Origin of the sequence: Streptomyces canus (genome assembly GCF_030816965.1) — a bacterium.
Classification (GTDB): domain Bacteria; phylum Actinomycetota; class Actinomycetes; order Streptomycetales; family Streptomycetaceae; genus Streptomyces; species Streptomyces canus_E.
This window is the reverse complement of sequence record NZ_JAUSYQ010000002.1, coordinates 2,783,534-2,809,278: the sequence shown is the minus strand read 5'-3', so window position 1 is coordinate 2,809,278 and position 25,745 is coordinate 2,783,534. Positions and strand designations below refer to the sequence as shown.

24 protein-coding genes and 1 pseudogene are annotated in these 25,745 nt (G+C 71.5%); 10 read left to right on the top strand and 15 right to left on the bottom strand.

Features of this window, described 5'->3' with window-relative positions:
- Nucleotides 1–395: 395 nt before the first annotated feature.
- The gene (locus QF027_RS13895) at nucleotides 396–1,178 is read left to right on the top strand and encodes a peptidoglycan recognition protein family protein (protein WP_306982568.1); all 783 of its coding nucleotides are present in this window, start codon (nucleotides 396–398) and stop codon (nucleotides 1,176–1,178) included.
- A 33-nt stretch (nucleotides 1,179–1,211) separates the two neighbouring features.
- On the opposite strand, the gene QF027_RS13890 is transcribed toward QF027_RS13895, so the two are convergent.
- Nucleotides 1,212–2,339 carry a lipid II:glycine glycyltransferase FemX gene (locus QF027_RS13890; protein WP_307074773.1) on the bottom strand — a complete coding sequence of 376 codons (1,128 nt, stop codon included), beginning with the start codon at nucleotides 2,337–2,339 and terminating at the stop codon, nucleotides 1,212–1,214.
- 158 nt (nucleotides 2,340–2,497) lie between these two features.
- On the opposite strand from QF027_RS13890, the gene QF027_RS13885 reads away from it, so the two are divergent.
- Complete coding sequence (locus QF027_RS13885) at nucleotides 2,498–2,734, top strand: hypothetical protein (protein WP_307074771.1); 237 nt, start codon at nucleotides 2,498–2,500, stop codon at nucleotides 2,732–2,734.
- Between the two features lie 27 nt (nucleotides 2,735–2,761).
- Here QF027_RS13885 and QF027_RS13880 read toward each other — a convergent pair whose 3' ends face one another.
- The 4 genes from QF027_RS13880 to QF027_RS13865 form a co-directional block, all read right to left on the bottom strand.
- Nucleotides 2,762–3,280, bottom strand: coding sequence for a DUF4240 domain-containing protein (locus QF027_RS13880; protein ID WP_307082358.1), 519 nt, complete (start codon nucleotides 3,278–3,280; stop codon nucleotides 2,762–2,764).
- 56 nt (nucleotides 3,281–3,336) lie between these two features.
- Nucleotides 3,337–4,335, bottom strand: coding sequence for a helix-turn-helix transcriptional regulator (locus QF027_RS13875; protein WP_307074769.1), 999 nt, complete (start codon nucleotides 4,333–4,335; stop codon nucleotides 3,337–3,339).
- 76 nt (nucleotides 4,336–4,411) lie between these two features.
- A complete protein-coding gene (gene aceE / locus QF027_RS13870; RefSeq protein WP_306982578.1) occupies nucleotides 4,412–7,114 on the bottom strand; it encodes a pyruvate dehydrogenase (acetyl-transferring), homodimeric type in 2,703 nt (900 codons plus the stop codon).
- A gap of 261 nt (nucleotides 7,115–7,375) precedes the next feature.
- Nucleotides 7,376–7,999, bottom strand: a complete 624-nt coding sequence (locus tag QF027_RS13865) for a GntR family transcriptional regulator (protein WP_306982580.1) — start codon at nucleotides 7,997–7,999, stop codon at nucleotides 7,376–7,378.
- A 373-nt stretch (nucleotides 8,000–8,372) separates the two neighbouring features.
- Between QF027_RS13865 and QF027_RS13860 the strand changes: the two genes are divergently transcribed.
- The gene (locus QF027_RS13860) at nucleotides 8,373–8,732 is read left to right on the top strand and encodes a hypothetical protein (RefSeq protein ID WP_307074767.1); all 360 of its coding nucleotides are present in this window, start codon (nucleotides 8,373–8,375) and stop codon (nucleotides 8,730–8,732) included.
- Nucleotides 8,733–8,802: 70 nt separating this feature from the next.
- Here QF027_RS13860 and sucB read toward each other — a convergent pair whose 3' ends face one another.
- The 3 genes from sucB to QF027_RS13845 form a co-directional block, all read right to left on the bottom strand.
- Entirely contained in the window at nucleotides 8,803–10,617 is a 1,815-nt protein-coding gene (gene sucB, locus QF027_RS13855) for a 2-oxoglutarate dehydrogenase, E2 component, dihydrolipoamide succinyltransferase (RefSeq protein WP_306982584.1), read from the bottom strand.
- Nucleotides 10,618–10,678: 61 nt separating this feature from the next.
- Nucleotides 10,679–12,067 carry a dihydrolipoyl dehydrogenase gene (gene lpdA, locus QF027_RS13850; RefSeq protein WP_306982586.1) on the bottom strand — a complete coding sequence of 463 codons (1,389 nt, stop codon included), beginning with the start codon at nucleotides 12,065–12,067 and terminating at the stop codon, nucleotides 10,679–10,681.
- A 315-nt stretch (nucleotides 12,068–12,382) separates the two neighbouring features.
- The gene (locus QF027_RS13845) at nucleotides 12,383–13,930 is read right to left on the bottom strand and encodes a leucyl aminopeptidase (RefSeq protein WP_307074765.1); all 1,548 of its coding nucleotides are present in this window, start codon (nucleotides 13,928–13,930) and stop codon (nucleotides 12,383–12,385) included.
- 229 nt (nucleotides 13,931–14,159) lie between these two features.
- On the opposite strand from QF027_RS13845, the gene QF027_RS13840 reads away from it, so the two are divergent.
- Complete coding sequence (locus QF027_RS13840; protein WP_307074763.1) at nucleotides 14,160–14,939, top strand: endo alpha-1,4 polygalactosaminidase; 780 nt, start codon at nucleotides 14,160–14,162, stop codon at nucleotides 14,937–14,939.
- A 14-nt stretch (nucleotides 14,940–14,953) separates the two neighbouring features.
- Here the strand turns inward: QF027_RS13840 and QF027_RS13835 are convergent, their stop codons facing one another.
- Nucleotides 14,954–15,736: an adenosylcobinamide-GDP ribazoletransferase gene (locus tag QF027_RS13835; RefSeq protein ID WP_307082357.1), complete on the bottom strand. Its 783-nt coding sequence runs from the start codon at nucleotides 15,734–15,736 to the stop codon at nucleotides 14,954–14,956.
- Nucleotides 15,737–15,809: 73 nt separating this feature from the next.
- Here QF027_RS13835 and QF027_RS13830 point away from each other — a divergent pair, with 73 nt between their 5' ends.
- On the top strand, nucleotides 15,810–16,568 hold the full coding sequence (locus QF027_RS13830; protein ID WP_306982592.1) for a hypothetical protein: 759 nt from the start codon (nucleotides 15,810–15,812) through the stop codon (nucleotides 16,566–16,568).
- Nucleotides 16,569–16,633: 65 nt separating this feature from the next.
- Nucleotides 16,634–16,831: pseudogene (locus QF027_RS13825) on the top strand (phosphatidylglycerol lysyltransferase domain-containing protein); the annotation flags it as partial.
- A gap of 23 nt (nucleotides 16,832–16,854) precedes the next feature.
- Here the strand turns inward: QF027_RS13825 and QF027_RS13820 are convergent.
- The 3 genes from QF027_RS13820 to cobT form a co-directional block, all read right to left on the bottom strand.
- Nucleotides 16,855–17,547, bottom strand: a complete 693-nt coding sequence (locus QF027_RS13820) for a hypothetical protein (RefSeq protein ID WP_307074760.1) — start codon at nucleotides 17,545–17,547, stop codon at nucleotides 16,855–16,857.
- Nucleotides 17,548–17,557: 10 nt separating this feature from the next.
- Nucleotides 17,558–19,324, bottom strand: coding sequence for a phosphatidylglycerol lysyltransferase domain-containing protein (locus QF027_RS13815; RefSeq protein WP_307074758.1), 1,767 nt, complete (start codon nucleotides 19,322–19,324; stop codon nucleotides 17,558–17,560).
- Between the two features lie 61 nt (nucleotides 19,325–19,385).
- The gene (gene cobT / locus QF027_RS13810; protein WP_306982600.1) at nucleotides 19,386–20,474 is read right to left on the bottom strand and encodes a nicotinate-nucleotide--dimethylbenzimidazole phosphoribosyltransferase; all 1,089 of its coding nucleotides are present in this window, start codon (nucleotides 20,472–20,474) and stop codon (nucleotides 19,386–19,388) included.
- Between the two features lie 126 nt (nucleotides 20,475–20,600).
- Here cobT and QF027_RS13805 point away from each other — a divergent pair, with 126 nt between their 5' ends.
- A complete protein-coding gene (locus tag QF027_RS13805; protein WP_306982602.1) occupies nucleotides 20,601–21,209 on the top strand; it encodes a methyltransferase domain-containing protein in 609 nt (202 codons plus the stop codon).
- Here the strand turns inward: QF027_RS13805 and QF027_RS13800 are convergent.
- Nucleotides 21,198–22,400 carry a bifunctional adenosylcobinamide kinase/adenosylcobinamide-phosphate guanylyltransferase gene (locus QF027_RS13800; protein ID WP_307074756.1) on the bottom strand — a complete coding sequence of 401 codons (1,203 nt, stop codon included), beginning with the start codon at nucleotides 22,398–22,400 and terminating at the stop codon, nucleotides 21,198–21,200. The genes QF027_RS13805 and QF027_RS13800 overlap by 12 nt on opposite strands.
- Before the next feature lie 176 nt (nucleotides 22,401–22,576).
- On the opposite strand from QF027_RS13800, the gene QF027_RS13795 reads away from it, so the two are divergent.
- Nucleotides 22,577–22,792 (top strand): hypothetical protein, encoded by a 216-nt coding sequence (locus QF027_RS13795; protein ID WP_057611769.1) that lies wholly within the window; start codon nucleotides 22,577–22,579, stop codon nucleotides 22,790–22,792.
- Between the two features lie 81 nt (nucleotides 22,793–22,873).
- Here the strand turns inward: QF027_RS13795 and QF027_RS13790 are convergent, their stop codons facing one another.
- Both QF027_RS13790 and QF027_RS13785 read right to left on the bottom strand, forming a co-directional pair.
- Entirely contained in the window at nucleotides 22,874–23,575 is a 702-nt protein-coding gene (locus QF027_RS13790; protein ID WP_307082355.1) for a class I SAM-dependent methyltransferase, read from the bottom strand.
- 83 nt (nucleotides 23,576–23,658) lie between these two features.
- Nucleotides 23,659–24,336, bottom strand: a complete 678-nt coding sequence (locus QF027_RS13785; protein WP_306982607.1) for a DUF3043 domain-containing protein — start codon at nucleotides 24,334–24,336, stop codon at nucleotides 23,659–23,661.
- A 232-nt stretch (nucleotides 24,337–24,568) separates the two neighbouring features.
- On the opposite strand from QF027_RS13785, the gene QF027_RS13780 reads away from it, so the two are divergent.
- Together QF027_RS13780 and pspAA are read left to right on the top strand one after the other, a co-directional pair.
- Complete coding sequence (locus QF027_RS13780) at nucleotides 24,569–25,336, top strand: PspA/IM30 family protein (RefSeq protein WP_373432108.1); 768 nt, start codon at nucleotides 24,569–24,571, stop codon at nucleotides 25,334–25,336.
- Nucleotides 25,337–25,358: 22 nt separating this feature from the next.
- Nucleotides 25,359–25,637, top strand: a complete 279-nt coding sequence (gene pspAA, locus QF027_RS13775) for a PspA-associated protein PspAA (RefSeq protein ID WP_306982611.1) — start codon at nucleotides 25,359–25,361, stop codon at nucleotides 25,635–25,637.
- Nucleotides 25,638–25,745: the final 108 nt, after the last annotated feature.

Sequence of the window (25,745 nt, the reverse complement as noted above, 5' to 3'; positions counted from 1 at the left end):
CACGTCCGGCGGCGGTTTCTGCTGGGGCAGCCGGCCCCGACGGGGTGGAGGCTGCCGGCGGGTCAGCGCTCTCCCCTGGGGCTGCCGCTTCAGTGCGGCCGACGGTCCCTGTGCGTCCCGCGACTCCCGTAAGGTCGGCGGCCTCCGCCGGGCCCGAGAGTCCCGTACCGACGGCGGCCTCCGCCGGGCCCGAGAGTCCCGTACCGACGGCGGCCTCCGCCGGGTCCGCGAATCCCGTACCGACGGCGGCCTCCGCCGGGCCCGAGAGTCCCGTCCGGTCGGCGGCCTCCGCCGGGCCCGCGACTCCCGTCCGACCTGGGGCTCCCGCCGACCCAGCGGCCCCCACCGGGCCCGTGGTCGGCGGCCTACCCGCCGCTCCTGTTCGGTCGGCGCGGTTGCTCCCGTTCGCCGTGCGCGTGTTGCTCGGGTGTGTTCCCGGGCTCGGTGCCGTCCTCGGTCTTGTGCTGTGTGTCAGCGGTGTCGAGCGCGCGGTCGACGCCAGGCCCGCCAGGGCTGCCGAAGTGGCCCGGCACGGGCTCGTCGCGCACCGCGCGGCCAGGCCGCACATCGTGCCGCGGTCGGTGTGGGCCGCCGGCACCGGTGAGGCGAACTCCGCCGCCCGCACCCCACCGCCCCCGCACTACGACGACAAGGTGCTCGCGGTCTTCGTGCACCACACCGACTCGCCCAACGACTACGACTGCGCCGACGTGCCCCGCATCATCCGCTACCTCGCCGCCGGCCAGACCGGCGCCCGGGACTGGGACGACATCGGCTACAACTTCCTCGTCGACCGCTGCGGCACCATCTACGAGGGCCGTGCGGGTGGCGTCGACCGGCCCGTCACCGGTGCCCACACCCAGGGCTTCAACCACCGCACGGCGGGCATCGCCGCCATCGGCACCTTCACCGCGGGCGTCCACGTCCCGCGGGCGATGACCGACGCGATCGCCGCGCTGGCCGCCTGGAAACTCGGCCTCACCGGCATCGACCCGCGCACCACCGTCCGTCTCACCTCCAGCAACAGCCTCAGCCGCTACGCCGCCGGCACCACCGCGGAGCTGCCCGCCCTCGCCGGCCACGGCGACGGCTACATGACGACCTGTCCCGGCGCAGCACTCAGGGCACGGCTGCCGGAGATCAGGGAGACCGCGGCCCGCCTCCAGGGCCGCACCTGAGCCGCCGAGTTATCGCCGAGTGCCGCCGCCGGGTCACCTGCGCCCGAGATACACCCCCAAGGCCCGCTGCAACACCCTGCCCTGGAGCCCCACCGGCCGTTCCCACTCGCCGAGGTACTCCACGACCCGGCCGCCCGCCCCCGTCTTGAAGCGGAGCCGGCCCAGCAGACGGTCCTCGCGGAGGGAGGGGTTCACCGAACGCAGGTCGTACGTCTCGGCACCCCCCGCCCGCGCATCGCACAGCATCCGCCACAACAGCGCGCTGCTGGGGCGCAGTTCCCGCCCCCGGCGACCGGACGCGGCGTAGGAGTGCCAGACTCGGGAACCGACGTTGATCATCAGCGCGGCGGAGAGCACCTCGCCGTCGTACTCGGCGAGATAGAGCCGCAGCCGGTCGGAGTCCTCGGCGTTCATGGCCTCCCACATGCGCCGGAAGTAGACCGGCGGGCGGGCCCGGAAGCCGTCGTGGGCGGCGGTCGCGGCATAGAGGCGATAGAAGTCGGGCAGATCGGCGGCCGTCCCCCAGGAGACCCGTACACCCGCCGACTCGGCCGTGCGCAGGGACTGCTCGAAGTGCGGTGCGAGGGCTCCGCGCAACTCGTCCACCGAGCGGCCCGCGAGCGGGATGTGACAGCCGTAGCGCGGCTGGCCGAGCCCGAAGCCGCTGTCCTCGTCCTGCGCGCACCGCCGCCACCCCAGCCCGCGCAGCCGCTCCCCGGCGTCCAGCGCGAACCCGTCGACGCCGGCCGCGGGCACCTCGCGCACATGGCGTACGTCGGGGTCGGCGATGCCCGCCGTCACCGTCTCCGCGTCCCAGTGCCGCACGACGACGGGTGGACCGATCCGCACCGAGAACGCCCCACGCTTCTCCAGGTGGGCGACCAGGGGATCCAGCAGGCGCTCCGGGCGAGGGCCGCGCCAGTCGATCGCCGGTCCGTCGGGGAGATAGGCGAGACAGCGCCGGGTGCCGGGCAGCGGCCGGTACAGGACGAGTGCCGTCGCGACCCTCGCCTCGCCCTCGAACCAGCCGACGCTCTCCGCCAGCCAGTCGGGCTTCACGTCGGCCCACTCGGGGATCTGGAGATGGCTCGCGTCGGGGTGCAGCCGCAGGTGGGCGAGATGTTCCTCGCGCGTGATCTCGCGCACATACGGGCTGGTCATGGGCGGGGTGCTCCTCTTCGGGGCGGCCACGGTAAGCCGGGAGTCACGCGGGGGCCAAGAGGCCGAGCCCTCACAGGTTTCTCGTAGGCGACTCAAGGACCACTCCGAAACAGCCGCCCTATCGTCATGCACACGCACTGACTGGAGGTGGGGAAGAAATGAACAGCAGTCACACGAACACCACGGAGAAGGCCGACGGATGGACCCGTACCGCGCGCGGCCCCTGGGCGGTCGTCTGCGCCGTCGCGGCCGTGATCCTCGGTCCGGCCGCCGTCACGGCGTCCGCGCTCGACCAGGCCAACGCGGCCCCGATGCACCACGCGGTGAAGGTCGACCAGACACAGGCGTACATCCCGGCGGACACGACCCGGCGCAGGGCCACGACGGCGGCCTGAACACAGCTGGAGCGGCCTGACCGGGACTCAGTTCCTGAACCGCTCCCACAGCTTGGGATACCGCTCCGCCAGTACCCGGTCGCTCTCCAGGTCGACCGGCGCGCCGAGCGGCTCGGAGGCCCCGGGCGGGATACCCAGGTCGGGAGCGACGGTACCGGTGAGCTGCTCGTAGGACTCGTCGGCCGCGTAGCCCAGTTCCTCGCCGTCGCCGTCGATCTCCTCGTCGAAGTCGGCCAGCAGGTCGGCGAGCGAGTCGGGGTCGTGCACGCCACCCTCGTACACCTCGCGCCCCTGGCCGATCAGCCAGCACCGGAAGGAGTCGAAGGCGTCGTCGCTCACCCCGTCCAGCAGGATGCAGGCGGCGCCCCACAGGTCCCAGGTGTACGCACGGTTGAAGCGGGCCTCGAAGTGACGGGCGAAGTCGAGGACCATGTCCGGGTCCAGCGCCAGGAGCCGGTCCACGAGCAGGTCGGCCTGCTCCTCGGGGTCTCCCTCGGCGGCCTCGCGGGTGGCGTCCACCAGCTCCCAGAACTCCGTCTCGTCCATCACGGGTCCAGCATCGGGCCTGGAAGGGTGGGGCGCACGTGGAGTGCGGCGGATTGTTATGTCCCGAACAGAGTCCCGTCCCTGCCGTACAGCCCCGCCAGACGTACGGCGTCCCTCGCGAACCGCGTCCGCAGGCTCTCCGGAGCCAGCACCTCGGCCTCCGGCCCCAGCGACGCGAGCTGAGCGTGGGCGACCTCCTCGGACTCCACCGGGAGGGTCACCGTCACCCACCCGTCGTCGTCCGGCGGTCCGGCGGCTGCCAGCGCCTCCCGGGCGGGACCGGCGGGATCGACGGCGTACGGCAGTCTGCGCGCCCCTGCTCCGGACAGCCGTACGACCACCTCGGCCCGCAGGATCGAGCGCGCGAACTGTTCGGCGCGCTCCTCCCAGAATCCGGGCAGGTCGAACTCCTCGTCGCGCTCGAACCGTTCCTCGGCGGCCGTCACCGCCATGAACCGGTCGATGCGGTACACCCGGAAGGTGCCGTTCCCCGGGATCCGCGCGCACAGGTACCAGACGCCCGCCTTGAGCACGAGCCCGTACGGCTCCAGCTCCCGCTCCACCTCGCGCTCCCGGCCCCGGTAGCGCGCGGTGACCGGTCTGTCGTCCCACACGGCGTCGGCGACGGCGGGCAGCAGCTCGGGGGACTTCGGCTCGGTGAACCAGTTGGGCGCGTCGAGATGGAACCGCTGAGCGGCCGTACGGGAGGCGTCGCTGAGGGAGGGGAGCAGCGCGGCGGACACCTTCAGCCGGGCGGCGGAGGCGGCGTCCTCGAGCCCCATCTCGCGCAGCGCTCCCGGCACACCGGACAGGAACAGCGCCTCGGCCTCGCTGCGCGCCAGGCCGGTGAGGCGGGTGCGATAGCCGCCGATGAGGCGGTACCCGCCCGCCCTGCCCCGGTCCGCGTACACCGGAACCCCGGCCTCTGACAACGCCTGCGCATCCCGCGTCACCGTCCGCTCCGACACCTCCAGCTCCCGCGCCAGCTCGGCGGCGGTCATGGAGGGACGAGACTGGAGGAGCAGCACCATTTTGATGAGGCGGGCAGCACGCATACGGCCATGATGCCGGGGGCCACTGACAGCGAAGGGGTACGGCGGCCGCCGTACCCCTTCATCGAAGCCCGGGCTCTTACAGCCCGTACTTCTCCCGTGCTTCCTTCACGGCCGTCGCCTTCACCTCACCGCGCCGGGCGAGCTGGGCCAGGGCCGCGACCACGACGGACTCCGCGTCGACGCCGAAGTGGCGGCGGGCGCCCTCGCGGGTGTCGGAGAGGCCGAAGCCGTCCGCGCCGAGCGAGGACCAGTCCTGCTCGACCCACTGCGCGATCTGGTCCGGGACCTGACGCATGTAGTCGGAGACCGCGAGGACCGGTCCCTCGGCACCGTGCAGCGCCTGACGGACGTACGGGACCCGCTCCTCGCCGCGCAGCAGGCCGGCGTCGGCCTCCAGCGCGTCACGGCGGAGTTCCGTCCAGGACGTCGCGGACCACACGTCGGCCGCCACGCCCCACTCCTCGGCCAGCATCCGCTGCGCCTTCAGCACCCAGTGGATCGCCGTGCCGGAGCCCAGCAGCTGGATGCGGGCGGCGTTGGCGGCCGGGGAGAGGCCCGCGGTCTCCGCCGTGTTGAAGCGGTACAGACCCTTGACGATGCCCTCGTCGATACCGAGGCCGGAGGGCTTCGCGGGCTGCGGAATCGGCTCGTTGTAGACCGTCAGGTAGTAGAAGACGTTCGGGTCCTCACCGGGCGCCGCCTCGCCGTACATGCGGCGGATGCCGTCGCGCACGATCGTCGCGACCTCGTACGCGAACGCCGGGTCGTACGTCAGCGCCGCCGGGTTCGTCGCCGCGATCACCGGCGAGTGACCGTCCGCGTGCTGCAGGCCCTCGCCCGTCAGCGTGGTACGGCCCGCCGTGGCGCCGACGAGGAAGCCGCGGCCCAGCTGGTCGCCGAGCTGCCACATCTGGTCGGCCGTGCGCTGCCAGCCGAACATGGAGTAGAAGATGTAGAACGGGATCATCGCCTCGCCGTGCGTCGCGTACGCGGTGGACGCGGCGATGAAGTCGGCCATCGAACCGGCCTCGGTGATCCCCTCGTTGAGGATCTGGCCGTTCTGGGCCTCCTTGTAGTACATCAGCTGGTCGCGGTCGACCGGCTCGTACGTCTGGCCCTTGGGGGAGTAGATCCCGAGCGACGGGAACAACGACTCCATACCGAAGGTGCGCGCCTCGTCGGGGACGATCGGCACCCAGCGCTTGCCCGTCTCCTTGTCGCGGACCAGGTCCTTGATCAGGCGGACGAAGGCCATCGTCGTCGCCACGTTCTGCGAGCCGGAGCCCTTGTCGAAGGAGGCGAAGGCCTTCTCGGCGGGGGCCGGCAGCGGAGCCACCGGGTGCACTCGGCGGGCCGGGGCAGGACCGCCGAGGGCCGCGCGGCGCTCCTGGAGGTAGCGGACCTCGGGGGAGTCGGCGCCGGGGTGGCCGTAGGGGACCACGCCGTCGACGAAGTCACTGTCCTTGATGGGCAGTTCAAGCAGGTCACGCATGGTCTTGAACTCGTCCACCGTCAGCTTCTTCATCTGGTGGTTGGCGTTCTTCGACGCGAAGCCCTCGCCGAGGGTGTGGCCCTTGACCGTCTGGGCCAGGATGACCGTCGGCGCGCCCTTGAACTCGACGGCGGCCTTGTAGGCGGCGTACACCTTGCGCGCCTCGTGGCCACCGCGGGAGAGGTGGAAACACTCGAGGATCTTGTCGTCGGACAGCAGCTTCGCCATCTCGACGAGGGCCGGGTCCTTGCCGAAGAAGTCCTGGCGGATGTAGGCGGCGTCGCGCGTCTGGTACGTCTGCACCTGCGCGTCGGGTACCTCGCGGAGCCGTCGTACCAGCGCGCCCGTGGTGTCGAGCCGGAACAGCTCGTCCCAGGCGTTGCCCCACAGCGACTTGATGACGTTCCAGCCGGCGCCGCGGAACTGGGCCTCCAGCTCCTGCACGATCTTGAAGTTCGCGCGGACCGGGCCGTCGAGGCGCTGCAGGTTGCAGTTGATGACGAAGGTGAGGTTGTCGAGGCCCTCGCGGCTCGCGAGCCCGAGTGCCGCCGTGGACTCCGGCTCGTCCATCTCGCCGTCACCGAGGAAGGCCCAGACGTGGGAGTCCGAGACGTCCTTGATGCCGCGGGCCGTCAGGTAGCGGTTGAAGCGCGCCTGGTAGATCGCGGAGAGCGGTCCGAGGCCCATGGAGACCGTCGGGAACTCCCACAGCCAGGGCAGGCGGCGGGGGTGCGGGTACGAAGGGAGACCGTTGCCGCCGGACTCGCGGCGGAAGTTGTCGAGGTGGTCCTCGTTCAGCCGGCCGTCGAGGAAGGCGCGGGCGTAGATGCCGGGGGAGGCGTGGCCCTGGATGTAGAGCTGGTCGCCGGACCCGTCGGCCTCCTTGCCCTTGAAGAAGTGGTTGAAGCCGGTCTCGTAGAGCCAGGCCGCTGAGGCGAAGGTGGCGATGTGGCCGCCGACGCCGTATTTGGAGCCGCGGGTGACCATCGCGGCCGCGTTCCAGCGGTTCCACGCGGTGATCTTCCGCTCCATCTCCTCGTCACCGGGCGCGGACGGCTCGGCGGCGGTGGGGATGGTGTTGACGTAGTCGGTCTCGAGGAGCTTCGGCAGCGCGATGCCGTTGCCCTCCGCCCTCTCCAGCGTGCGGCGCATCAGGTACGCGGCTCGGTGCGGGCCGGCGGCCTTGGCAACCGCGTCCAGCGAGGCCTGCCATTCGGCGGTCTCCTCGGGGTCCCGGTCGTGGAGCTGGTCGAGCTCGCTCGCCTGGATGGCGTGGGGGTCGGTCATGTCGCCGCCTTCCTCAGTCGAAGGGGGTTCCCTCAATCAGGCAGGGTTTCGGGGGTGCCCTTTGTCTTTGGCAGGACAGGGCGGAGGGCCCCGGTAAGGGCCCGTCGGCGACTCTAACTCGCTGATCGATGATCGATCAAAGGGTTGAGGGGCAAAACTTCTCGATGACGAGAAAGTAGGCACGGGGTGTCTCCAACGGAGACACCGGGTGCCTTGTTTTCGAAGGGTTTCCGCAGGTGAGCGCAGGTGCGCTCGGCTGCGTCAGGCCCGCGGCGCGCACCCCAGGACATGCGCCTTCACGATCTCCGGGATCCGCGGGTCCCGGCGCTTGAACGCCGCCACCAGCTCGTCGTGCTCCTCCGCGTACGACTGCTGGACCGTTCCCAGCCAGCGGATCGACAGGGCGGTGAAGACCTCGATGCCCAGGCCCTCCCAGGTGTGCAGCAGCACCGAGTTGCCGGCCGCCCGCACCAGCTCGCGGTGGAAGCCCACCGTGTGCCGCACCTGCCCCGTGCCGTCCGAGTCGCGGTCGGCCTCGTAGAGCGCGGCGACATGCGGTTCCAGGGCCGAGCAGTCCTGCGCCAGCCGCTCCGCCGCCAGCTCCGCCGCGATGGCCTCCAGACCGGCCCGTACGGGGTAGCTCTCCTCCAGGTCGGCCGCTGTCAGATTCCGCACCCGTACGCCCTTGTTCGGCGCGGACTCGATCAACCGCAGCGACTCCAGCTCGCGCAACGCCTCCCGCACCGGCGTCTGGCTGACCTCCAGCTCGGTCGCGATACGGCGCTCCACGATCCGCTCGCCCGGCTGCCAGCGCCCGCTGACGATTCCCTCCACGATGTGCTCGCGGATCTGTTCGCGCAGCGAGTGGACGACGGGCGCGGTCATGAGAGCTCCTTAAGGGCGTTTGACGTTTAGACAATAAGGCCGAGTGCCCGTCCGGGAGGGGCGCACGGGGGCGCTTTCATGCAGGTGAGACGAGGCTTACACGCTCCCAGCCGCACGACTTCTGTCAAGACGCGGAACCCCACGGCTCGGAGAAGTGTCGCGTGCGTCAGGGGTTCCCGCGCGGGGCGCCCCTTCGCACCGCAGGGGGACGGCATGAACGTCGGGGGACAGCGCGGACTGGCGTTCGCGGCCGTGATCGGCGCGATCGTCGCCGTGACGGGCTGCGGTCAGTCCGCCACACGGGCGACGGCCGACGTGACACCGAGCAGTACCGAAACGATCGAAGCGACCGAAGCGATCACCGACATGGCGGGTGCGACCCGGGCAGCGGCGCCGCCCGCGTCTTCGTCAATCCCGACGGGGCCAGAAGTTCGGGCACGTCGGCTGGGGCTTCAAGGTCCCGGGAACCGGCCGCTGGGTCTACGGCGCCGTCGAGAACCCCAGCGAGAAGCTCTCCACCCCACCCGGCGGCGAGATCGGAGCCTGGCCCGCGGACGGGTCGTACGACCGCATGCTCAGCGAGATGAGCCCGGACGCCTACCACCCGGGCACCTCCGAGCACCCCTACAGCCGCTACCGCTGCCCCAGGTCCTCAACCCACGAGGTGAACACCGCCTGGGCCATGATCAGCAAGGTCGAGGCCCGCGGCTTCTTCGTGGGGACAGGACGCTGACGCCCCGGTGAGACGACGGTGCCCCGTCCGGAGAGCTCCGGACGGGGCACCGTACAGGCACTTCCGAGGATTACAGGCCGAGTTCGACCTCGAACTCGCCCGCCTCCAGGATCGCCTTGACCGCGGTCAGGTAACGGGCCGCGTCGGCGCCGTCCACCAGACGGTGGTCGTAGGAGAGGGTCAGGTAGGTCATGTCGCGGATGCCGATGACCGTGCCCTCCTCGGTCTCGATGACCGCCGGGCGCTTGACCGTGGCACCGATACCGAGGATCGCGACCTGGCCCGGCGGCACGATGATCGTGTCGAAGAGCGCACCGCGCGAACCGGTGTTGGAGATGGTGAAGGTCGCGCCGGACAGCTCGTCCGGCGTGATCTTGTTCGCGCGGACCTTGCCCGCGAGCTCCGCCGTGGCCTTGGCGATGCCGGCGATGTTGAGGTCGCCCGCGTGCTTGATGACCGGGGTCATCAGGCCCTTCTCGGAGTCCACCGCGATACCGATGTTCTCGGTGTCGAAGTAGGTGATCGTGCCTTCGCCCTCGTTGATCTTGGCGTTGATGGGCGCGTGCGCCTTCAGCGCCTGGGCCGCGGCCTTGACGAAGAACGGCATCGGGGAGAGCTTGACGCCCTCACGGGCCGCGAACGCGTCCTTGGCCCGGGCGCGCAGCTTCATCAGGCGCGTGACGTCGACCTCGACGACCGAGGACAGCTGCGCCTGCTCGTGCAGCGCCTTGACCATGTTGTCGCCGATGACCTTGCGGATGCGCGGCATCTTGACGGTCTGGCCACGGAGGGGGGAGGCCTCCAGGGACGGCGCCTTCTTGGTGGCGGCGGCAGCGGGAGCGGCAGCGGCGGGAGCCGGAGCAGCGGCGGCGGCCTTCGCGGCCTCGGCGGCGGCGATGACGTCCTGCTTGCGGACCCGACCGCCGACGCCGGTGCCCTTGACAGCTGCCAGGTCGACGCCGTTCTCGGCGGCGAGCTTGCGCACCAGCGGGGTCACGTAGGCGCCGTCGTCACCGGAGGTCGCGGCGGGAGCCGGGGCCGGGGTGACCGGGGCGGGCGCGGGAGCCGGAGCCGCGGGCGCCGGGTCGGGAGCCGGAGCCGTCTGCTGCTGCGGGGCCGGCGCCGAGGGCGCCTGCGGGGCCGGAGCGGGAGCGGGCGCCGGAGCGGCAGGGGCCGGAGCCGGGGCGGGGGCGGGAGCCGGGGCGGGCGCCTCGGCGGCCGGGGCCGGAGCGGCGGGAGCCGGGGCAGCGGCCGGAGCCGCGCCCGGGGCGCCGATGACGGCGAGCTTCGCGCCGACCTCGGCCGTCTCGTCCTCGCCGACCACGATCTCGAGCAGCACACCGGCGGCAGGCGACGGGATCTCGGTGTCGACCTTGTCGGTGGAGACCTCGAGCAGGGGCTCGTCCTCCGCGACCTCCTCGCCGACCTCCTTCAGCCACCGGGTGACGGTGCCCTCGGTGACGGACTCGCCCAGCGCGGGCAGGACGACGTCCGTGCCCTCGGCGGAGCCGCCGCCGGAAGCGGCCTCGGCGGTGGGAGCGGGCGCGGGTGCGGCCTGCTCGGTGGACGGGGCGGCCTGAGCCGGCTCCGGGGCGGGCTCGGCGACCGGCTCGGCGGCCGGTGCCGGGGCAGCGGCGGGGGCGCCGGTGCCGTCGTCGATCACGGCCAGCTCGGCGCCGACCTCGACCGTCTCGTCCTCGGCGACCTTGATGGAGGCCAGGATGCCGGCGGCGGGGGAGGGGATCTCGGTGTCGACCTTGTCGGTCGACACCTCGAGCAGCGGCTCGTCGGCCTCTACACGCTCACCCTCGGCCTTCAGCCAGCGGGTGACGGTGCCCTCGGTGACGCTCTCGCCGAGCGCCGGAAGGGTTACGGAAACCGCCATGGTTTCGGTTGCTCCTTACGAATTGCGGAAGTCTGTGATCGTCGCTTCGTCGACCGAGGGATCAGTCGTGCGCGTGCAGCGGCTTGCCCGCAAGGGCCAGGTGCGCCTCGCCGAGCGCCTCGTTCTGCGTCGGGTGGGCGTGGATGAGCTGGGCGACCTCGGCCGGCAGCGCCTCCCAGTTGTAGATCAGCTGGGCCTCGCCGACCTGCTCGCCCATGCGGTCGCCGACCATGTGGACGCCGACCACGGCACCGTCCTTCACCTGGACGAGCTTGATCTCGCCCGCGGTGTTGAGGATCTTGCTCTTGCCGTTGCCCGCGAGGTTGTACTTCAGAGCGACGACCTTGTCCGCGCCGTAGATCTCCTTGGCCTTGGCCTCGGTGATGCCCACGGAGGCGACCTCGGGGTGGCAGTAGGTCACCCGCGGGACGCCGTCGTAGTCGAGCGGAACGGTCTTCAGGCCGGCCAGACGCTCCGCGACCAGGATGCCCTCGGCGAAGCCGACGTGCGCGAGCTGGAGCGTGGGGACCAGGTCACCGACGGCGGAGATGGTCGGGACGTTGGTGCGCATGTACTCGTCGACCAGGACGTAGCCGCGGTCCATCGCGACGCCCTGCTCCTCGTAGCCGAGACCGGCGGAGACGGGCCCGCGGCCGACGGCCACCAGCAGCACCTCGGCCTCGAACTCCTTGCCGTCGGCGAGGGTGACCTTGACGCCGTCCTGGGTGTACTCGGCCTTCGAGAAGAAGGTGCCCAGGTTGAACTTGATGCCGCGCTTGCGGAACGCGCGCTCAAGAAGCTTCGAGGAGTTCTCGTCCTCGACCGGGACGAGGTGCTTCAGGCCCTCGATGACGGTGACGTCGGAGCCGAACGACTTCCACGCCGAGGCGAACTCGACGCCGATGACACCGCCGCCCAGGATGATCGCGGACTTCGGCACGCGGTCCAGGACGAGGGCGTGGTCCGAGGAGATGATCCGGTTGCCGTCGATCTCCAGGCCCGGCAGCGACTTCGGCACGGAGCCGGTCGCGAGGAGCACGTGGCGGCCCTGGATGCGCCGGCCGTCGACATCGACGGAGGTCGGCGACGACAGCCGCCCCTCGCCCTCGATGTAGTGGACCTTCCGGGAGGCGACAAGCCCCTGGAGGCCCTTGTACAGGCCGGCGATCACGCCGTCCTTGTACTTGTGCACCCCGGCGATGTCGATGCCCTCGAAGGTGGCCTTCACACCGAACTGCTCGCTCTCGCGGGCCTGGTCGGCGATCTCGCCCGCGTGCAGCAGGGCCTTGGTGGGGATGCATCCCCGGTGCAGGCAGGTACCGCCGACCTTGTCCTTCTCGATCAGGGCGACGTCAAGCCCCAGCTGAGCCCCGCGCAGGGCCGCGGCGTAACCGCCACTACCACCGCCGAGGATCACTAGGTCGAAAACGGTGCTGGCGTCGTTCGCCACGTCACGTCCTCCATGCATGTGCGCCGTACGCCGGTCTCCAGTGACCGCGCGGCGGCTGGTGTCCGGCCGCTCTTTCTTCGGCCCTGTGGTGGGGGCCCTGTCCTGCCGAGCCCCATCTTCGCACTTGTCAGCTCTGAACGAGACGCCGGGCCGGGGTGTGAGACACCACACGCTCACATGAGAGGAGAGGGCATGGTGAGAGACACCTCAGGGGCGCGGGGCTGTATCCCTGTGCGGCTCTGCCGCCTGGGCGCGATCAGCCCCACGCCCCTGCACACTCCGTACGACCGATGGCACCGAGCTATCGGGCGACCATCACCCCAGGTCACCCGAGGCAGTCAACTCGGCGAGCCGCACCAACGTACGCACCGCCGACCCCGTGCCTCCCTTGGGCGTGTACCCGAACGGTCCGCCGTCGTTGAACGCGGGACCCGCGATGTCGAGGTGCGCCCAGGTGATCCCCTCGCCCACGAACTCCCGCAGGAAGAGACCGGCGACCAGCCCACCGCCCATCCGCTCACCCATGTTCGCGATGTCGGCGGTGGGAGAGTCCATCCCCTTGCGCAGATGCAGCGGCAGCGGCATCGGCCAGGAAGGCTCCCCCACCTCCTCGGCGGCCTCGTACACCGCGGAGCGGAACGCGTCGTCGTTGGACATGATCCCGAACGTCCGGCTGCCGAGCGCCAGCATCATCGCGCCGGTCAGGGTCGCGACGTCCACGATGGCGTCCGGCTTCTCCTGGGACGCCGCCCAGAGAGCGTCCGCGAGGACGAGCCGCCCCTCCGCGTCGGTGTTGAGCACCTCCACGGTCTTGCCGCTGTACATCCGCAGCACGTCACCGGGGCGCGTGGCCGACCCCGACGGCATGTTCTCGGCGAGCGCCAGCCATCCGGTGACGTTGACCTCGAGGCCCAGACGCGCGGCCGAGACCACGGCCGCGAACACCGCCGCGGCCCCGCTCATGTCGCACTTCATCGTCTCGTTGTGACCCGCCGGCTTCAGCGAGATGCCGCCCGAGTCGTACGTGATCCCCTTGCCGACCAGCGCGAGGTGCTTCTTCGCCTTGGACGAGGTGTACGACAGCTTCACCAGCCGCGGACCCGACGCCGAGCCCGCGCCGACGCCGAGGATGCCGCCGTAGCCGCCCTTCTCCAGCGCCTTCACGTCGAGCACCTGCACCTTGAGGCCGTGCTCCTTGCCCGCGGCCTGCACGATCGAGGCGAACACCTCGGGGTTCAGGTCGTTCGGCGGCATGTTGATGAGGTCGCGCGCGCGGTTGAGCTCCTCGGCGACCGCGGTGGCCCGGGCGAGCGCGGCCTTGTACGCGGCGTCCCGCGGCTTGCCGCCGAGCAGCGTGGCCTCGGCCAGCGGAGCCTTGCCGTTCTTCGCCTTGGCGTCGTTTTTCGAAGGCGCATTCTCCTTGTAGGCGGTGAAGGAGTACGCCCCGAGCAGCACGCCCTCGGCGACCGCGCCGAGATCGGCGGCGTCACCGACCGGGAGCACGAACACGGCCTTCTTCGAGCCGGTCAGTGCGCGGGCGGCGACACCGGCGGCCTTGCGCAGGGCCTCCGGGTCGAAGGAGGAGTCCTTCTCGGGCTCGGCGCCCAGGCCCACGGCCACCACGAGCGGCGACTTGATGCCGGAGGGCGCCGGCAGCTTCGTCACCTCGCCCTCGGCGCCGGAGGCACCGAGGGTCTCCAGAACGCCGGCGAGCCTGCCGTCGTAGGCCTTGTCCACGGCCTCCGCGCCCGGTGCGACGACCAGGTCCCCAGACTTGGACGCAGTGCCCTTGGCGACACCGATCACGATCGCGTCGGCCCGCAGGCCGGGCGCCGCGGAGGTGCTGAGAGTGAGAGCAGTCACGGTGGTGAATTCTCGCTTCCGATGTGAAGTTGCTGGGGTCGAGCGGGTGGGTCGACCGGGCCCGACGGCCGACCCTATTTCGTGTCCGAGCACGGGCCCCGATCGGGGCCTTCACCCCTGTCGGCGACCACCCGGGACGAGCCTACGCTCGGGTCGGCCGAGCGTACCCATGGCCGCGGCACACGAGATCATCCCTGGGTACGCCGTCGCACTGTCTGGAGCCCGTCCGTTGAAGCGCCCTCTCCTGCTGGTCACCGTGATCCTTCTGGTGGCCGGATGCTCGGCCACCCCCGACCCGGAGTCCGGCGACTCCCGTTGGCGGCCCCGCCCCGGCGTCGCCTGGCAGTGGCAGCTGACCGGACGTGTCGACACGTCCGTGGACGTGCCGGTGTACGACATCGACGGCTTCGACCAGTCCAAGGCCGTGGTGTCCTCGCTGCACGGCGAGAACCGCAAGGTCATCTGCTACCTCTCCACGGGCGCGTGGGAGGACTGGCGCCCCGACGCCGGGAGGTTCCCCAAGTCGGTGATCGGGCGCGGCAACGGCTGGGAGGGGGAGCGCTGGCTCGACATCCGCGCCACGGACGTCCTGGAACCGCTGATGGCGGAGCGCCTCGACATGTGCCGCGAGAAGGGCTTCGACGCGGTGGAGCCGGACAACATGGACGGCTACAAGAACCGCACGGGCTTCGTACTGACGGCGGCGGACCAGCTCCGCTACAACCGTCTGATCGCCGAGATGGCCCACGACCGCGGACTGTCGGTCGGCCTGAAGAACGACCTCGACCAGATCCCGGAGTTGGTGGGGGACTTCGACTTCGCGGTCAACGAGCAGTGCGCGCAGTACGCCGAGTGCGCGGACATGGAGCCGTTCATCAAGGCGGACAAGGCGGTCTTCCACGTCGAGTACGAACTGCCCACCAGCCGCTTCTGCGCCGAGTCCCGGCGGCTGAAGCTGAGTTCGATGCTGAAGAAGTACGAACTCGGGGTGTGGCGCGAGGCCTGTTAGACGTTCGAGGCCTGTCAGAAGTCCAGCGACAGGATCACCAGTGCCGTCGTCGCCGCCGTCTCCGCCAGCCCCCCGAACACGTCCCCGGTCACTCCGCCGAAGCGGCGCGTGCAGTGCCGTAGGAGAAGCTCGGCCGCTGCCACGGCGGCGGCGACCGCCAGGAGCGTGCGGACGACGTCGTACGACCCGAGGAGCGCCCCCGCCCCGGCCGCACCCAGCGTCACCGCGACGGCCACCGGTACCGCACCTCGAACGGGAACCACCCCCGCCACCGCGGCCCCCAGTCCCTCCGGCCTGGCCGGCGGGACCCCGGCGCGGGCCGCCAGCGTCAAGGCCAGGCGCGCGACTGTCGCCGAGACCACGGCCGCCGTCGCACCCCGCGCCCACGAGTCGCCGTACATCTGCGACAGCGCGGCCACCTGGGCGAGCAGCACGAACACGAGGGTGAGCACCCCGAACGGTCCGATGTCCGACTGCTTCATGATCCGCAGGGCGTCCTCGGCGGGCTTGCCGCTGCCCAAGCCGTCGGCGGTGTCCGCGAGGCCGTCGAGGTGCAGGCCCCGCGTGAGGACCGCCGGTACGGCGACGCCGGCGACCGCGGCGAGCAGTGCGGAGGAGCCCAGGGCCAGGAGCAGGAGGCCCAGCGCGGCGGACACACATCCCAGTGCCACCCCGACCAGCGGAGCGCACAGCATTCCGCCGCGTGCCGCCTCCCGGTCCCAGCGGGTCACCTTCACGGGGAGCACGCTGAGCGTGCCGAAGGCGAAGCGGAGGCCGTCGAGCGGGGGTGGGGTCATGGACACGTCGGCAGGGTAGCCCGGACGCCGTGGCCGCCGGGCGGCCCACCCCCACCGGTCGGAGACTGGGGACATGGGTCACTGGCTGGAGCGCAACATCGTGGAACCGGGCAAGCTGCCGTTGCTCCTCGCCCTGACCGCGTTCGTCCTGACCTTCCTGATCACGCGGGTCGTCACCCGGCTCATCCGGGCGGGCAAGGGTCCCTTCGGCAACGTCAGCTCCGGAGGGGTGCACATCCACCACGTGGTGCCCGGAGTCGCCCTCACCGTCGTCGGCGGCTTCGGCGCGGTCGCGAGCGGGCGGCACGGCTTCGTGGCCGGGCTGTGCGCGGTCGTCTTCGGCATGGGCGCGGGTCTGGTGCTGGACGAGTTCGCGCTGATCCTGCATCTCGACGACGTCTACTGGACCGAGGAGGGCCGCAAGAGCGTCGAGGTCGTCGTCCTCACCGCGGCGCTGGTCGGTCTGATGCTCGCGGGATTCTCGCCGTTCGGCGTCAACGACGTCACGCAGGAGGAGGCCCAGGACCGCGGCGGTGTCATCACCAGCGTGGTGGTCAACTTCCTCTTCGCGATACTCGTCCTGCTCAAGGGCAAGACCCGGATGGCGATCTTCAGCGTGATCGTCCCGCTCATCGGCCTGATCGGTGTCATCCGCCTGGCCCGCCCGGGTTCCCCCTGGGCCCGGCGCTTCTACCGCCGCCGCCCGCGCGCCCGCGCCCGGGCCACCCTGCGCGCCTACCATCGCGACAAGCGCTGGTCGGGCCCCCGCCGGAGGTTCCAGGATCTGATCGGCGGCAAACCGGACCCGACGCCGTCGCTGGAACGCCGCTGACGCGCCGCGGGGATCTTGGTCAGTGACGCGGGGCGGTCGGCGTCAATGCCGGTTTCCGGGGCCCGGGGCCGCACGGGCTGCGCAGGGAGAAGAGCGTCGTCCGGTCACCGACCGGGAAGGCGGCCGTGACCTACCGGGTCGTCAGCGGGGTCTCGCCGGTCTCCGGCGATCCGATCGGCGACCCGGAGGCCTGGCCGGGGGCGATCGGGCCGCTCGCCGAGGCGCGGGCGCATGGGTCGCTGCCGGCGGTGATGGACGCGGGACGTGGTCCGCGTCGGTGCCCGTCTCAGTGCTCGCCGGGCGGCAGCCCCGACCCGGCCTCTTCCCTCGCACGCCGCCGACGTGTCGCCGGGATTCCGCACAGCACCAGCATCGCCGCGATCGCCGCCAGGTGTTCCCTGCCGGCGAGGTTCTCCTTCACCAGCACCTCCGCCACCATCGACGCGATCACGGCGCCCGCGGTGACCCGGGCGCCGTAACGCAGGCCGAGGAAGACGGCAAGACCCACCACGGCCGCCGACGGGCCGGTGTCGACGACGTGCGCGTCCGAGGCGGACAGGCCGAGTGGGCTGTCGGGGCCCAGCCAGATACCCACCCGCGCGTACAGCGTTCCGGCGAGCGTGGCCGCGTAGGCCAGGGCGAGCGTCCGCCACCGGCCCAGACAGATCTCGGCGATCCCGAACACGAACAGGATCTGCACCAGCGCGCCCCACACCGGCAGGTCCAGGGCCGGCACGAACAGGGAGAGGGGAGTGCGGAGCAGGGCGAGCCACAACGGGTCCGCGGCGCGTACGGCACCGACGTCCTGGACGACGTCGTAGCCCCACGACTGGTTGTGCACGAAGTGCAGGGCCGCCGTCAGCCCGACGGCCGTCAACGCCAGGGGGACCGCCCGCCACTTCCGCCGCAGCAGCGGTCCGCGCACGGTGACGTACAGCGGCCCCCACTCCGCGCGGGCCCAGCGGGCGAGCGTCTTCATCCCATGGTCCTCATCTGTGCGTACTCAGGTGCTCCCGCCGCCGTAGCCACCCGGGCAGTCCCGGCACCTCCAGGAACCCCTCCGCGCGGGCCGAGGCGATGCCGATGCGCGGCAGGTCCGCGCTCTTCTCGAAGAGCAGGAACCGCGGTTCCCAGATGGGCCGGTACTTGGCGTTGGCCCGGTACAGGGACTCGATCTGCCACCAGCGCGAGAAGAAGCTGAGCAGCGACCGCCACAGCCGCAGCACCGGCCCGGCACCAAGACGCGCACCACGTTCGAAGACCGAACGGAACATGGCGAAGTTGAGCGAGACCTGGGTGATCTGGATCTCCTGGGCCCGGTTCAGCAGCTCGATGACCATGAACTCCATGAGCCCGTTGTCCGCGTCGCGGTCCCGGCGCATGAGGTCGAGGGACAGCCCGTGCGGCCCCCACGGCACGAAGGAGAGCACCGCCTTCAGCTCACCGTCGCCGGCCCTGCACTCCAGCGCCACGCACCGGCCGTCCTCCGGATCCCCGAGCCGCCCCAGCGCCATGCTGAACCCGCGCTCGGTGGCCCCGTCCCGCCAGTCGTCCGCATGCCGCACGAGAGCCGCCATCTCCTCGGCGGGGATGTCCTCGTGGCGCCGGATCCGTACGGTGTACCCGGCCCGTCCGACCCGGTTGTAGGCCTGCCGGACGGTCCGCATCGCCCGCCCCTCCAGCGTGAACTCGGCGACCTCGACGATCGCCTCGTCGCCCAGCTCCAGCGCGTTCAGGCCGTGCCGCGCGTACACCGTCCCCGCGTCCTCACTCGCGCCCATCACCGCCGGCAGCCACCCGTGCGCCCGGGCCTCGGCGAGCCACGGCTCGATCGCCCCCGGCCAGGCCTCCGGGTCGCCGATCGGATCGCCGGAGGCCAGCGAGACCCCGCTGACGACCCGGTAGGTCACCGCCGCCTTCCCGGTCGGCGACCAGACGACGCTCTTCTCCCTGCGCAGCGCGAAGTACCCGAGCGAGTCCCGTTCGCCGTGCCGCTCCAGCAGCTCCCTCAGGCGCCGCTCGTCGTCCTCGGTGATCGGGTCGACCGCACGCCGGGAGCGGAAGGCGGCGTAGAAGACGGCGAGGACGAGGATCGTGCTGAGCACGTTGATGACGACGTTGACCCAGTTCGGCGTCAGGATCCCGTCGAAGCGGGAGTCGTCGGCGGCGACCGAGACCAGCCGCAGCGTGCCGTACCACCACCGCTCCCCGAAGGCCGAGGACCTCGAGGCCTGGTTGGTGACGGTCACCAGCAGCGCGGCCAGCAACGAGGACACCAGCAGTCCGCCCACGGCCACGGCGGCGGCGAGCCGCGGATTGGACCGGTCACCCTTGGCGTAGAACTCCCGCCGGCCGACGAGCAGCGCGGCGACGAACGCGGCCGTGAGGCCGAGCGAGATCCAGTTCTGCGCGTACCGCCGGATCTCCGGGAACGCCATCGCGAGGACGAACAGCGCGAGGAACGCCCCCGACAGCACCAGGTTCAGGATCCACGCCGCGCGCTTGCGCCGCCGCATGGTGATGGCGAGGAAGGCCGTGAACACCCCGGAGGCGAAGCCCGCCGTCAGCAGATACGGCGTGAAGAAGTCCTCCTGGTTGTGCCGCCGCACGTCCTGCCCCAGCGAGACCCACACCGCGCTGAGGAAGTTGACGAACGCGACGACCCGCAGGTACCAGACGGCGAAACCGGCGGCCCGCCGCGAGGCGCCGGTGGACCGGCGGACATTCCGAACAGGTGCAACTCGGACATCTCCCATGAAGGGCGATCATGCCCTTTGCGCCGGCGATTCTGTCGCAAGGGCGCCCACCCGTCCTGGACTACTCCTCGTCGGACACCTTCTCCGGCTCCTCCTCGGAAACCGCGGGCTTCTCCGGCAGTTCGGCGGCCAGCGCCGCCGCGGCCTGCACCAGCGGCAGCGCCAGCAGTCCGCCCGCACCCTCGCCGACCGTCACACCGTGGTCGAGCAGCGGTTCCAGGGCCATCCGGTCCAGCGCCTTCGTCTGTCCCGGCTCACCGCTTTTCTGCCCGGCCAGCCACCAGTCCGGCGCCCGGAACGCGATCCGCTGACCCACCAGCGCACAGGCGGCCACGACCACCCCGTCCAGCACGACGGGCAGCTTGCGCACCGCGCTCTGGAGGAGAAAACCCGTGATCGCGGCGAGGTCGGCCCCGCCGACGGCCGCCAGCAGTTGCAACTGGTCCCCGAGCACCGGCCGCGCCCGCCGCAGCGCGTCCCGGATCGCCGCGCACTTGCGCATCCAGGCCAGGTCGTCGATCCCGGTCCCGCCCCGCCCGGTCACGACGGACGCGTCGGTCCCGCACAGCGCCGCGACCAGCACCCCGGCCGCCGTGGTCCCGCCCACGCTCACATCGCCGAGCACCACGAGATCGGTACCGGAGTCGGCCTCCTCGTCGGCCACCGCGACCCCGGCCCGGAAGGCGGCCTCCGCCTCCTCGAGGGTCAACGCGTCCTCGACATCGATACGACCGCTCCCGCGCCGCACCCGATGCCGTACGACGTCCTCCGGCAGCTCGGCCGGATCGCAGTCCAGCGCCATGTCGACGACCCGTACCGGCACACCCAGCCGCCGCGCGAGGATCGACACCGGACGGCCGCCCTCCAGGACCTCCCGCACCAACTCCGAGGCGCTGCCCGCGGCCCGCCCCGAGACGCCCAGTCCGGCGACACCGTGGTCACCGGCGAAGAGCACGACCCGCGGCCGTTCGACCGGCCGTACCGGTACGGCCGACTGCGCCGCGGCCAGCCACTCACCCAGGTCGTCGAGGCGGCCCAACGCCCCGGGCGGCACGATCTGACGCTCCCGGCGCGCCTCGGCGTCGCGACGCACCCCACCGTCGGGGCGCTCGATCAGGTCGGTGAAGTCGTCGAGATTAAGCGAGCTCATTCGCCGAACAGTACCGGCCCTGATCGAACACGGGGGCGCCACATGGCCATGACGTCGTTGCACCCGGGGTCGGCATCCCATACGTTCCGCTTTATAGCGAATTGCCGTACATCCTCGGGAGGTCTCATGCCCGCACCGACCGCCCCTTCCGTACGGCGTCTTCGCTCCACCGCCCGCGCGATGCTGCCGTTCCCCGAACCGGAGAGCTGGCTGGACGTGGAGACGGGGGACGCGGACTTCCCCGAGGCGGCGAGAAGGTTCTTCCCCTACACGGCCTTCGACGGCCTGGACCCCAGCCCCCGCGTTCTGCACGCCCAAGCGGTCGAACGCCTGGAGGAAGGCCACCTCGGCCGGCTGACGGACCCGCAGATCACCGCCCGTCTCCGCGCCCGCTACGACGTGGTCAGCCTGCTGAACCAGCGGCCCCGCACCCAGGATTTCCAGGCGGCCCTCGCCGTTCTGCGCCCCGGCGGTCACCTGCTCGTGGAATGCCCGGGCGACCCCCGCGCCGAGTTGGAGTCCCAGGGCTGCACGATCATCGCCACGGCCCGCAGGTCCGCGCACATCCCGGGCCGCGTGACGACCCGCCTGCCGAGGGCGACCGGACCGGTGGCCTCCGCCGCGAGAGGGCTGGACCACGCCCTGGCCCTCCTCCTCGCCGGCACCCGCTTCGCGAGGGCGTACCGGGTGATCGCCCGCAAAGACCGCGAGGGCACCGACACCTCAGCCCCGTAGCACCATCGCCTGCCCCGCCACCACCAGCACCACCTGCTCGCACTCGCCCGCGAACGCCGCGTTCAGCCGCCCCAGCTCGTCCCGGTACCGGCGCCCGGACGCGGTGGCCGGCACGATCCCCGAGCCCACCTCATTGGACACGGCCACCACGGTCCGCCGCGCGCCCCGCACCGCCTCCGTCAACTCCCGCACCCGCGCCCGCAGTTCGCGCTCCCCGCCGTCGGCCCACTCCGCGTCGTCCCACGCTCCCACGGCGTCCATCGCGTCCGTCAGCCACAGCGACAGACAGTCGATCAGCAGCGGTGCCCCGTCGTCCTTCAGCAGCGGCACCAGATCGCACGTCTCGGCCGTACGCCACGAGCCGGGCCGCCGCTCGCGATGGGCGAAAACCCGGGAGGCCCACTCGGTGTCCCCGTTCCGCGAGCCACCGGTCGCCACGTACAGCACCTCGGGGAAAGCCTCCAGCCGCCGCTCGGCCTCCACCGACTTCCCGGACCGCGCCCCGCCCAGCACCAGCGTCCGCCGCGGCACATCCGGTACGTCCTCGTAGGCTCCGACGACCAGAGTCGTCCCGTCGGGCACGGCCCGCGCTCCCGCCGCGGCCAGCCGCCGCCGCACCTCGGCCCCCGGTGGCACGTCGTGATCGATATGCACGGCGACGACATCCGTCGTGTGCCCGACCGCGCCCACGGCCCGCAGCCGGGACAGCGCGTCCGGCCGCCGTACGACATCGGCGAGCACCATGTCGTACGACTCGACGGCGCCCTCCTCCAGCCCGGCGGGCGAACCCCCCGGCGGCAGATACAGCGCCCGCTGCCCGTCGGGCCCGGTGACGGCGTACCCGGTCCCCGGCGCGTCCATCGCCACGGCCCGCACCCGATGCCCCGTCGACAACGCCAACTCCTGCCCGTCCGGCACCCGCCCCGGCTGCGGAAGCCCGGCGGGCACCTCGACCGGGGGCCCGTCGTGGGGGTGCGACAGCAGAACCTGCCGTACGCCACCGAGCGAGTGCCCGGCGCGGGCGGCCGCGAAGGCGGCGCCGGGGGTGAGATCGAGCAGCAGGGCCTCGTCGATGAGGACGGCGGTGGCACCACGGGCGTCCGCTCCGACGGCGACCGCACAGGCGGCACAGGGACAGCCGGGTCGGGGAAGGCCGTTGGGGGCACCGGTACCGAGCAGAGTGAGTTCCACGGGAACGATTCTCGCCGCTACCCGTTGATCTTGCGCGAGCGGAGGCGTCCCGAGCGGGTGCGGGGCTGTATCGATATGCGGCTCCGCCGCGGGGCGCGAGCAACCCCCACAGGCCCGCGGCCGACGAACTACCGCTTAGGGTGCTCTTCGTGACGGATCAAACACGGGAGGCTCGCATGGCGACATGGACCTGGCGATTCGAGAAGGCCGACGGCGCGGAGACCCAGCCCGCCGTGGAGCCGGAGGAGTTCACCACCCAGGGCGACGCCGAGTCCTGGCTCGGCGAGTACTGGAAGGCCCTGCTCGCAGGCGGCGCGGAACAGGTACGCCTGTTCGAGGACGCCACGGAGATCTACGGTCCGATGAGCCTGCGCGCGGCCGAGGAGGCCTGACCCTGACGGGCGAGGGTGCCATGGCCCCCTCGCCCCCCTCCGCACGGCGACGGAGCACACGAGCGCCGTCCCCGTAAGGGCTCAGCCCCGCACTCCGCACAGGTGCAGCAGCGCGGCGACCCCCCGATACGGGTCCGTCCGCCCGGCCCGCTCCTCGCAGGCCAGCAGCGCCTCCACATCGGCCGGGGCCTCGGTGTCGTCCGCCGCCGTGTCCGTGAACACCCGCACTCCGTACCAGGCCTGGAGAGGTGCCCCGATGCCGGCGAGCGTCGCGGTCAGCGTGCTCAGCCGGTCGGCCCGCACATCGAGCCCCAGGCGGTTGCGGTAGGCGGTGCTGTCGAAGGCGCCCAGCGTACCGGCCCAGTCCCCGGTCAGCCCCGGCCGCATCGCCAGAGCGTCACCGTTGCGCACGAGCAACGACAGCAGCCCGCCCGGTGCCAGCATCCGCGCCAGCCCCGCGAGAAGCGGATCCGGCTCCTCGACGTACATGAGCACACCGTGGCACAGCACCACGTCGAAGCTGCCCGGCAGGAAGTGCACCCCGGTGTCCCGGCCGTCGCCCTCGATGATCCGCATCCGCTCCCGGATGCCCTCGGGCTCGGCGGACAGGGCCTCCCGGGCCGCCGCGACCATCGTGGGGTCCTGTTCGAGACCGGTCACCTCGTGCCCGGCCCGGGCCAGCCGCAGCGCCTGGGTGCCCTGGCCCATGCCCACATCGAGCACCCGCAGCCGCTGCCCGACGGGGTACCGCGCGACTATCTGCTCATCGAGCTGCCGGGCCATCAGCTCCTGCCGTACGACATTCCGCAACCCGCCCAGCTTGTTCAGCCAGGCATGCGCCGCGCCCCCGGAGAAAGACGTCGTACTCAGGGCCGCTCTCCGCGCTTGACCTGCGGCTTGGGCAGCCGGAGGCGACGCATCTGGAGGGAGCGCATCAGGGCGTAGGCGACCGCGCCCTTGCGGTTCTGGTCCGGGAAGCGCTCGGCGAGCCGCTTCTTCAGACGGAAACCGGTGAGGACCGAGTCGAGCACGATGAGCACGATCACGACGAGCCACAGCAGCAGCGCGATGCTCTGCAGCGCACCCACCCGCACCAGGCTCAGCACGAGGATGACCACGGCCATCGGCAGGAAGAACTCCGCCACGTTGAACCGCGCGTCGATGGTGTCGCGGGCGAACTTGCGCACCGGGCCCTTGTCCCGCGCGGGCAGATACCGCTCGTCACCGCCGGCCAGCGCCTGGCGCTGCCTCTCCAGCGCGCTGCGGCGCTCCTCGCGCTGGCGCTTGGCGGCGTCCTTGCGCGTCAGCGACGTATTGGCGACGCTGCGGCGCTGGGACTGGGCCTCACTGCGCTTGGGCGTGGGCCGGCCCTTGGGGGCCTGCGGGTCGCGGGGCTGCTTGGAGTCGGTCAGCTGCGCCTTGTCGGCGACGGCGGCCTTCTCATCCTTGGTGGCACGGCTACGGAACACAAAACCCAAGGGTAAGGGGTGTCCGGGGTTGGACCCCAGCCCGGTGGGGAACGATCCGGCAACACCGGTCGTCATGTAGGGGGACAGAGGGGACGTCCGGTGTCGGTTGCTCACCCTGAAGGTCACCTACTCCTTACGCCGGAGCAAGGGATTGGTCAGTCGTCCTTGGGGATGAGCGCATCCGTCCCGGAACAGTGCGTCAATGGATGCAGGGCCCGTACTGTGGGTTCTGTCGCAGAGCTGGAGCTGGAAGTCCGTCAGAAGGGGGCGCGCGAAGCCCATGAGCGGTGTCATGAAGCGTATGGGGATGATCTTCCGCGCGAAGGCGAACAAGGCCCTTGACCGGGCCGAGGACCCGCGCGAAACCCTCGATTACTCGTATCAGAAGCAGCTGGAGCTGCTCCAGAAGGTGCGCCGGGGCGTGGCCGACGTGGCCACCTCCCGCAAGCGCCTGGAACTCCAGCTCAACCAGCTGCAGTCGCAGTCCTCGAAACTGGAGGACCAGGGCCGCAAGGCGCTCGCGCTCGGCCGTGAGGACCTCGCCCGCGAGGCGCTGTCCCGCCGTGCCGCGCTCCAGCAGCAGGTGACGGACCTCGAGACACAGCACTCGACGCTCCAGGGCGAGGAGGAGAAGCTCACCCTTGCGGCCCAGCGCCTCCAGGCCAAGGTGGACGCCTTCCGCACGAAGAAGGAGACCATCAAGGCGACGTACACCGCCGCCCAGGCCCAGACCCGTATCGGCGAGGCGTTCTCCGGCATCTCCGAGGAGATGGGCGACGTCGGCCTGGCGATTCAGCGGGCCGAGGACAAGACGGCACAGCTCCAGGCCCGGGCCGGCGCGATCGACGAACTGCTCGCCTCCGGCGTTCTGGACGACCAGTCCGGTATGCACAAGGACGACATCCAGGCCGAGCTGGACCGGCTCTCCGGTGGTACGGATGTAGAGCTGGAACTGCAGCGCATGAAGGCGGAGCTGGCGGGAGGGTCGTCGTCGCAGCAGGCCATCGAGGGCGGCACCGGCCAGTCGCAGTCCCAGCAGCAGCCGCAGGACACCCCACGCTTCGACAAGCAGTAGGGCCCACGCCGAGGAGGGCGACATGATCGTACGGATCATGGGGGAGGGGCAGGTGAGGCTGGCCGAGAGCCACCTCGCCGACCTCAACAAGCTGGACGACGAGCTGTTGGCCGAGATCGAGAACGGCGACGGCTCAGGTTTCCGCCGCACCCTCCAAGCCCTCCTCACCAGGGTCCGCGAACTGGGCGAGCCCCTCCCGGACGACTCCCTGGAACCCTCGGAACTGATCCTCCCGTCCCCGGACGCCACCCTGGAGGAGGTCCGGGACCTGCTCAGCGACGACGGCCTCATCCCGGGGTGACCGGGCGGACGGTGCGCTCCCGGGAACGACGGTCACCGGGGCACCGGCCCGGTCACCCGGGACGTACAGGTAGCCTCCGTTCCGCCCCTGCCAGGGGACCCGTACCGT

Coding starts and splice junctions, on each gene's coding strand:
- QF027_RS13890 (WP_307074773.1), bottom strand. CDS start 2,339: ATGACCAGCCCGTATGTGCGCGAGATCACGCGCGAGGAACATCTCGCC.
- QF027_RS13835 (WP_307082357.1), bottom strand. CDS start 15,736: ATGACCCCACCCCCGCTCGACGGCCTCCGCTTCGCCTTCGGCACGCTC.
- pspAA (WP_306982611.1), top strand. CDS start 25,359: ATGATCGTACGGATCATGGGGGAGGGGCAGGTGAGGCTGGCCGAGAGC.
- cobT (WP_306982600.1), bottom strand. CDS start 20,474: ATGAGCTCGCTTAATCTCGACGACTTCACCGACCTGATCGAGCGCCCC.
- QF027_RS13795 (WP_057611769.1), top strand. CDS start 22,577: ATGGCGACATGGACCTGGCGATTCGAGAAGGCCGACGGCGCGGAGACC.
- QF027_RS13785 (WP_306982607.1), bottom strand. CDS start 24,336: ATGACGACCGGTGTTGCCGGATCGTTCCCCACCGGGCTGGGGTCCAAC.
- QF027_RS13780 (WP_373432108.1), top strand. CDS start 24,569: ATGATCTTCCGCGCGAAGGCGAACAAGGCCCTTGACCGGGCCGAGGAC.
- sucB (WP_306982584.1), bottom strand. CDS start 10,617: ATGGCGGTTTCCGTAACCCTTCCGGCGCTCGGCGAGAGCGTCACCGAG.
- aceE (WP_306982578.1), bottom strand. CDS start 7,114: ATGACCGACCCCCACGCCATCCAGGCGAGCGAGCTCGACCAGCTCCAC.
- QF027_RS13865 (WP_306982580.1), bottom strand. CDS start 7,999: ATGACCGCGCCCGTCGTCCACTCGCTGCGCGAACAGATCCGCGAGCAC.
- QF027_RS13875 (WP_307074769.1), bottom strand. CDS start 4,335: ATGCGTGCTGCCCGCCTCATCAAAATGGTGCTGCTCCTCCAGTCTCGT.
- QF027_RS13820 (WP_307074760.1), bottom strand. CDS start 17,547: ATGAAGACGCTCGCCCGCTGGGCCCGCGCGGAGTGGGGGCCGCTGTAC.
- QF027_RS13790 (WP_307082355.1), bottom strand. CDS start 23,575: ATGGCCCGGCAGCTCGATGAGCAGATAGTCGCGCGGTACCCCGTCGGG.
- QF027_RS13805 (WP_306982602.1), top strand. CDS start 20,601: ATGCCCGCACCGACCGCCCCTTCCGTACGGCGTCTTCGCTCCACCGCC.
- QF027_RS13885 (WP_307074771.1), top strand. CDS start 2,498: ATGAACAGCAGTCACACGAACACCACGGAGAAGGCCGACGGATGGACC.
- QF027_RS13830 (WP_306982592.1), top strand. CDS start 15,810: ATGGGTCACTGGCTGGAGCGCAACATCGTGGAACCGGGCAAGCTGCCG.
- QF027_RS13880 (WP_307082358.1), bottom strand. CDS start 3,280: ATGGACGAGACGGAGTTCTGGGAGCTGGTGGACGCCACCCGCGAGGCC.
- QF027_RS13815 (WP_307074758.1), bottom strand. CDS start 19,324: ATGGGAGATGTCCGAGTTGCACCTGTTCGGAATGTCCGCCGGTCCACC.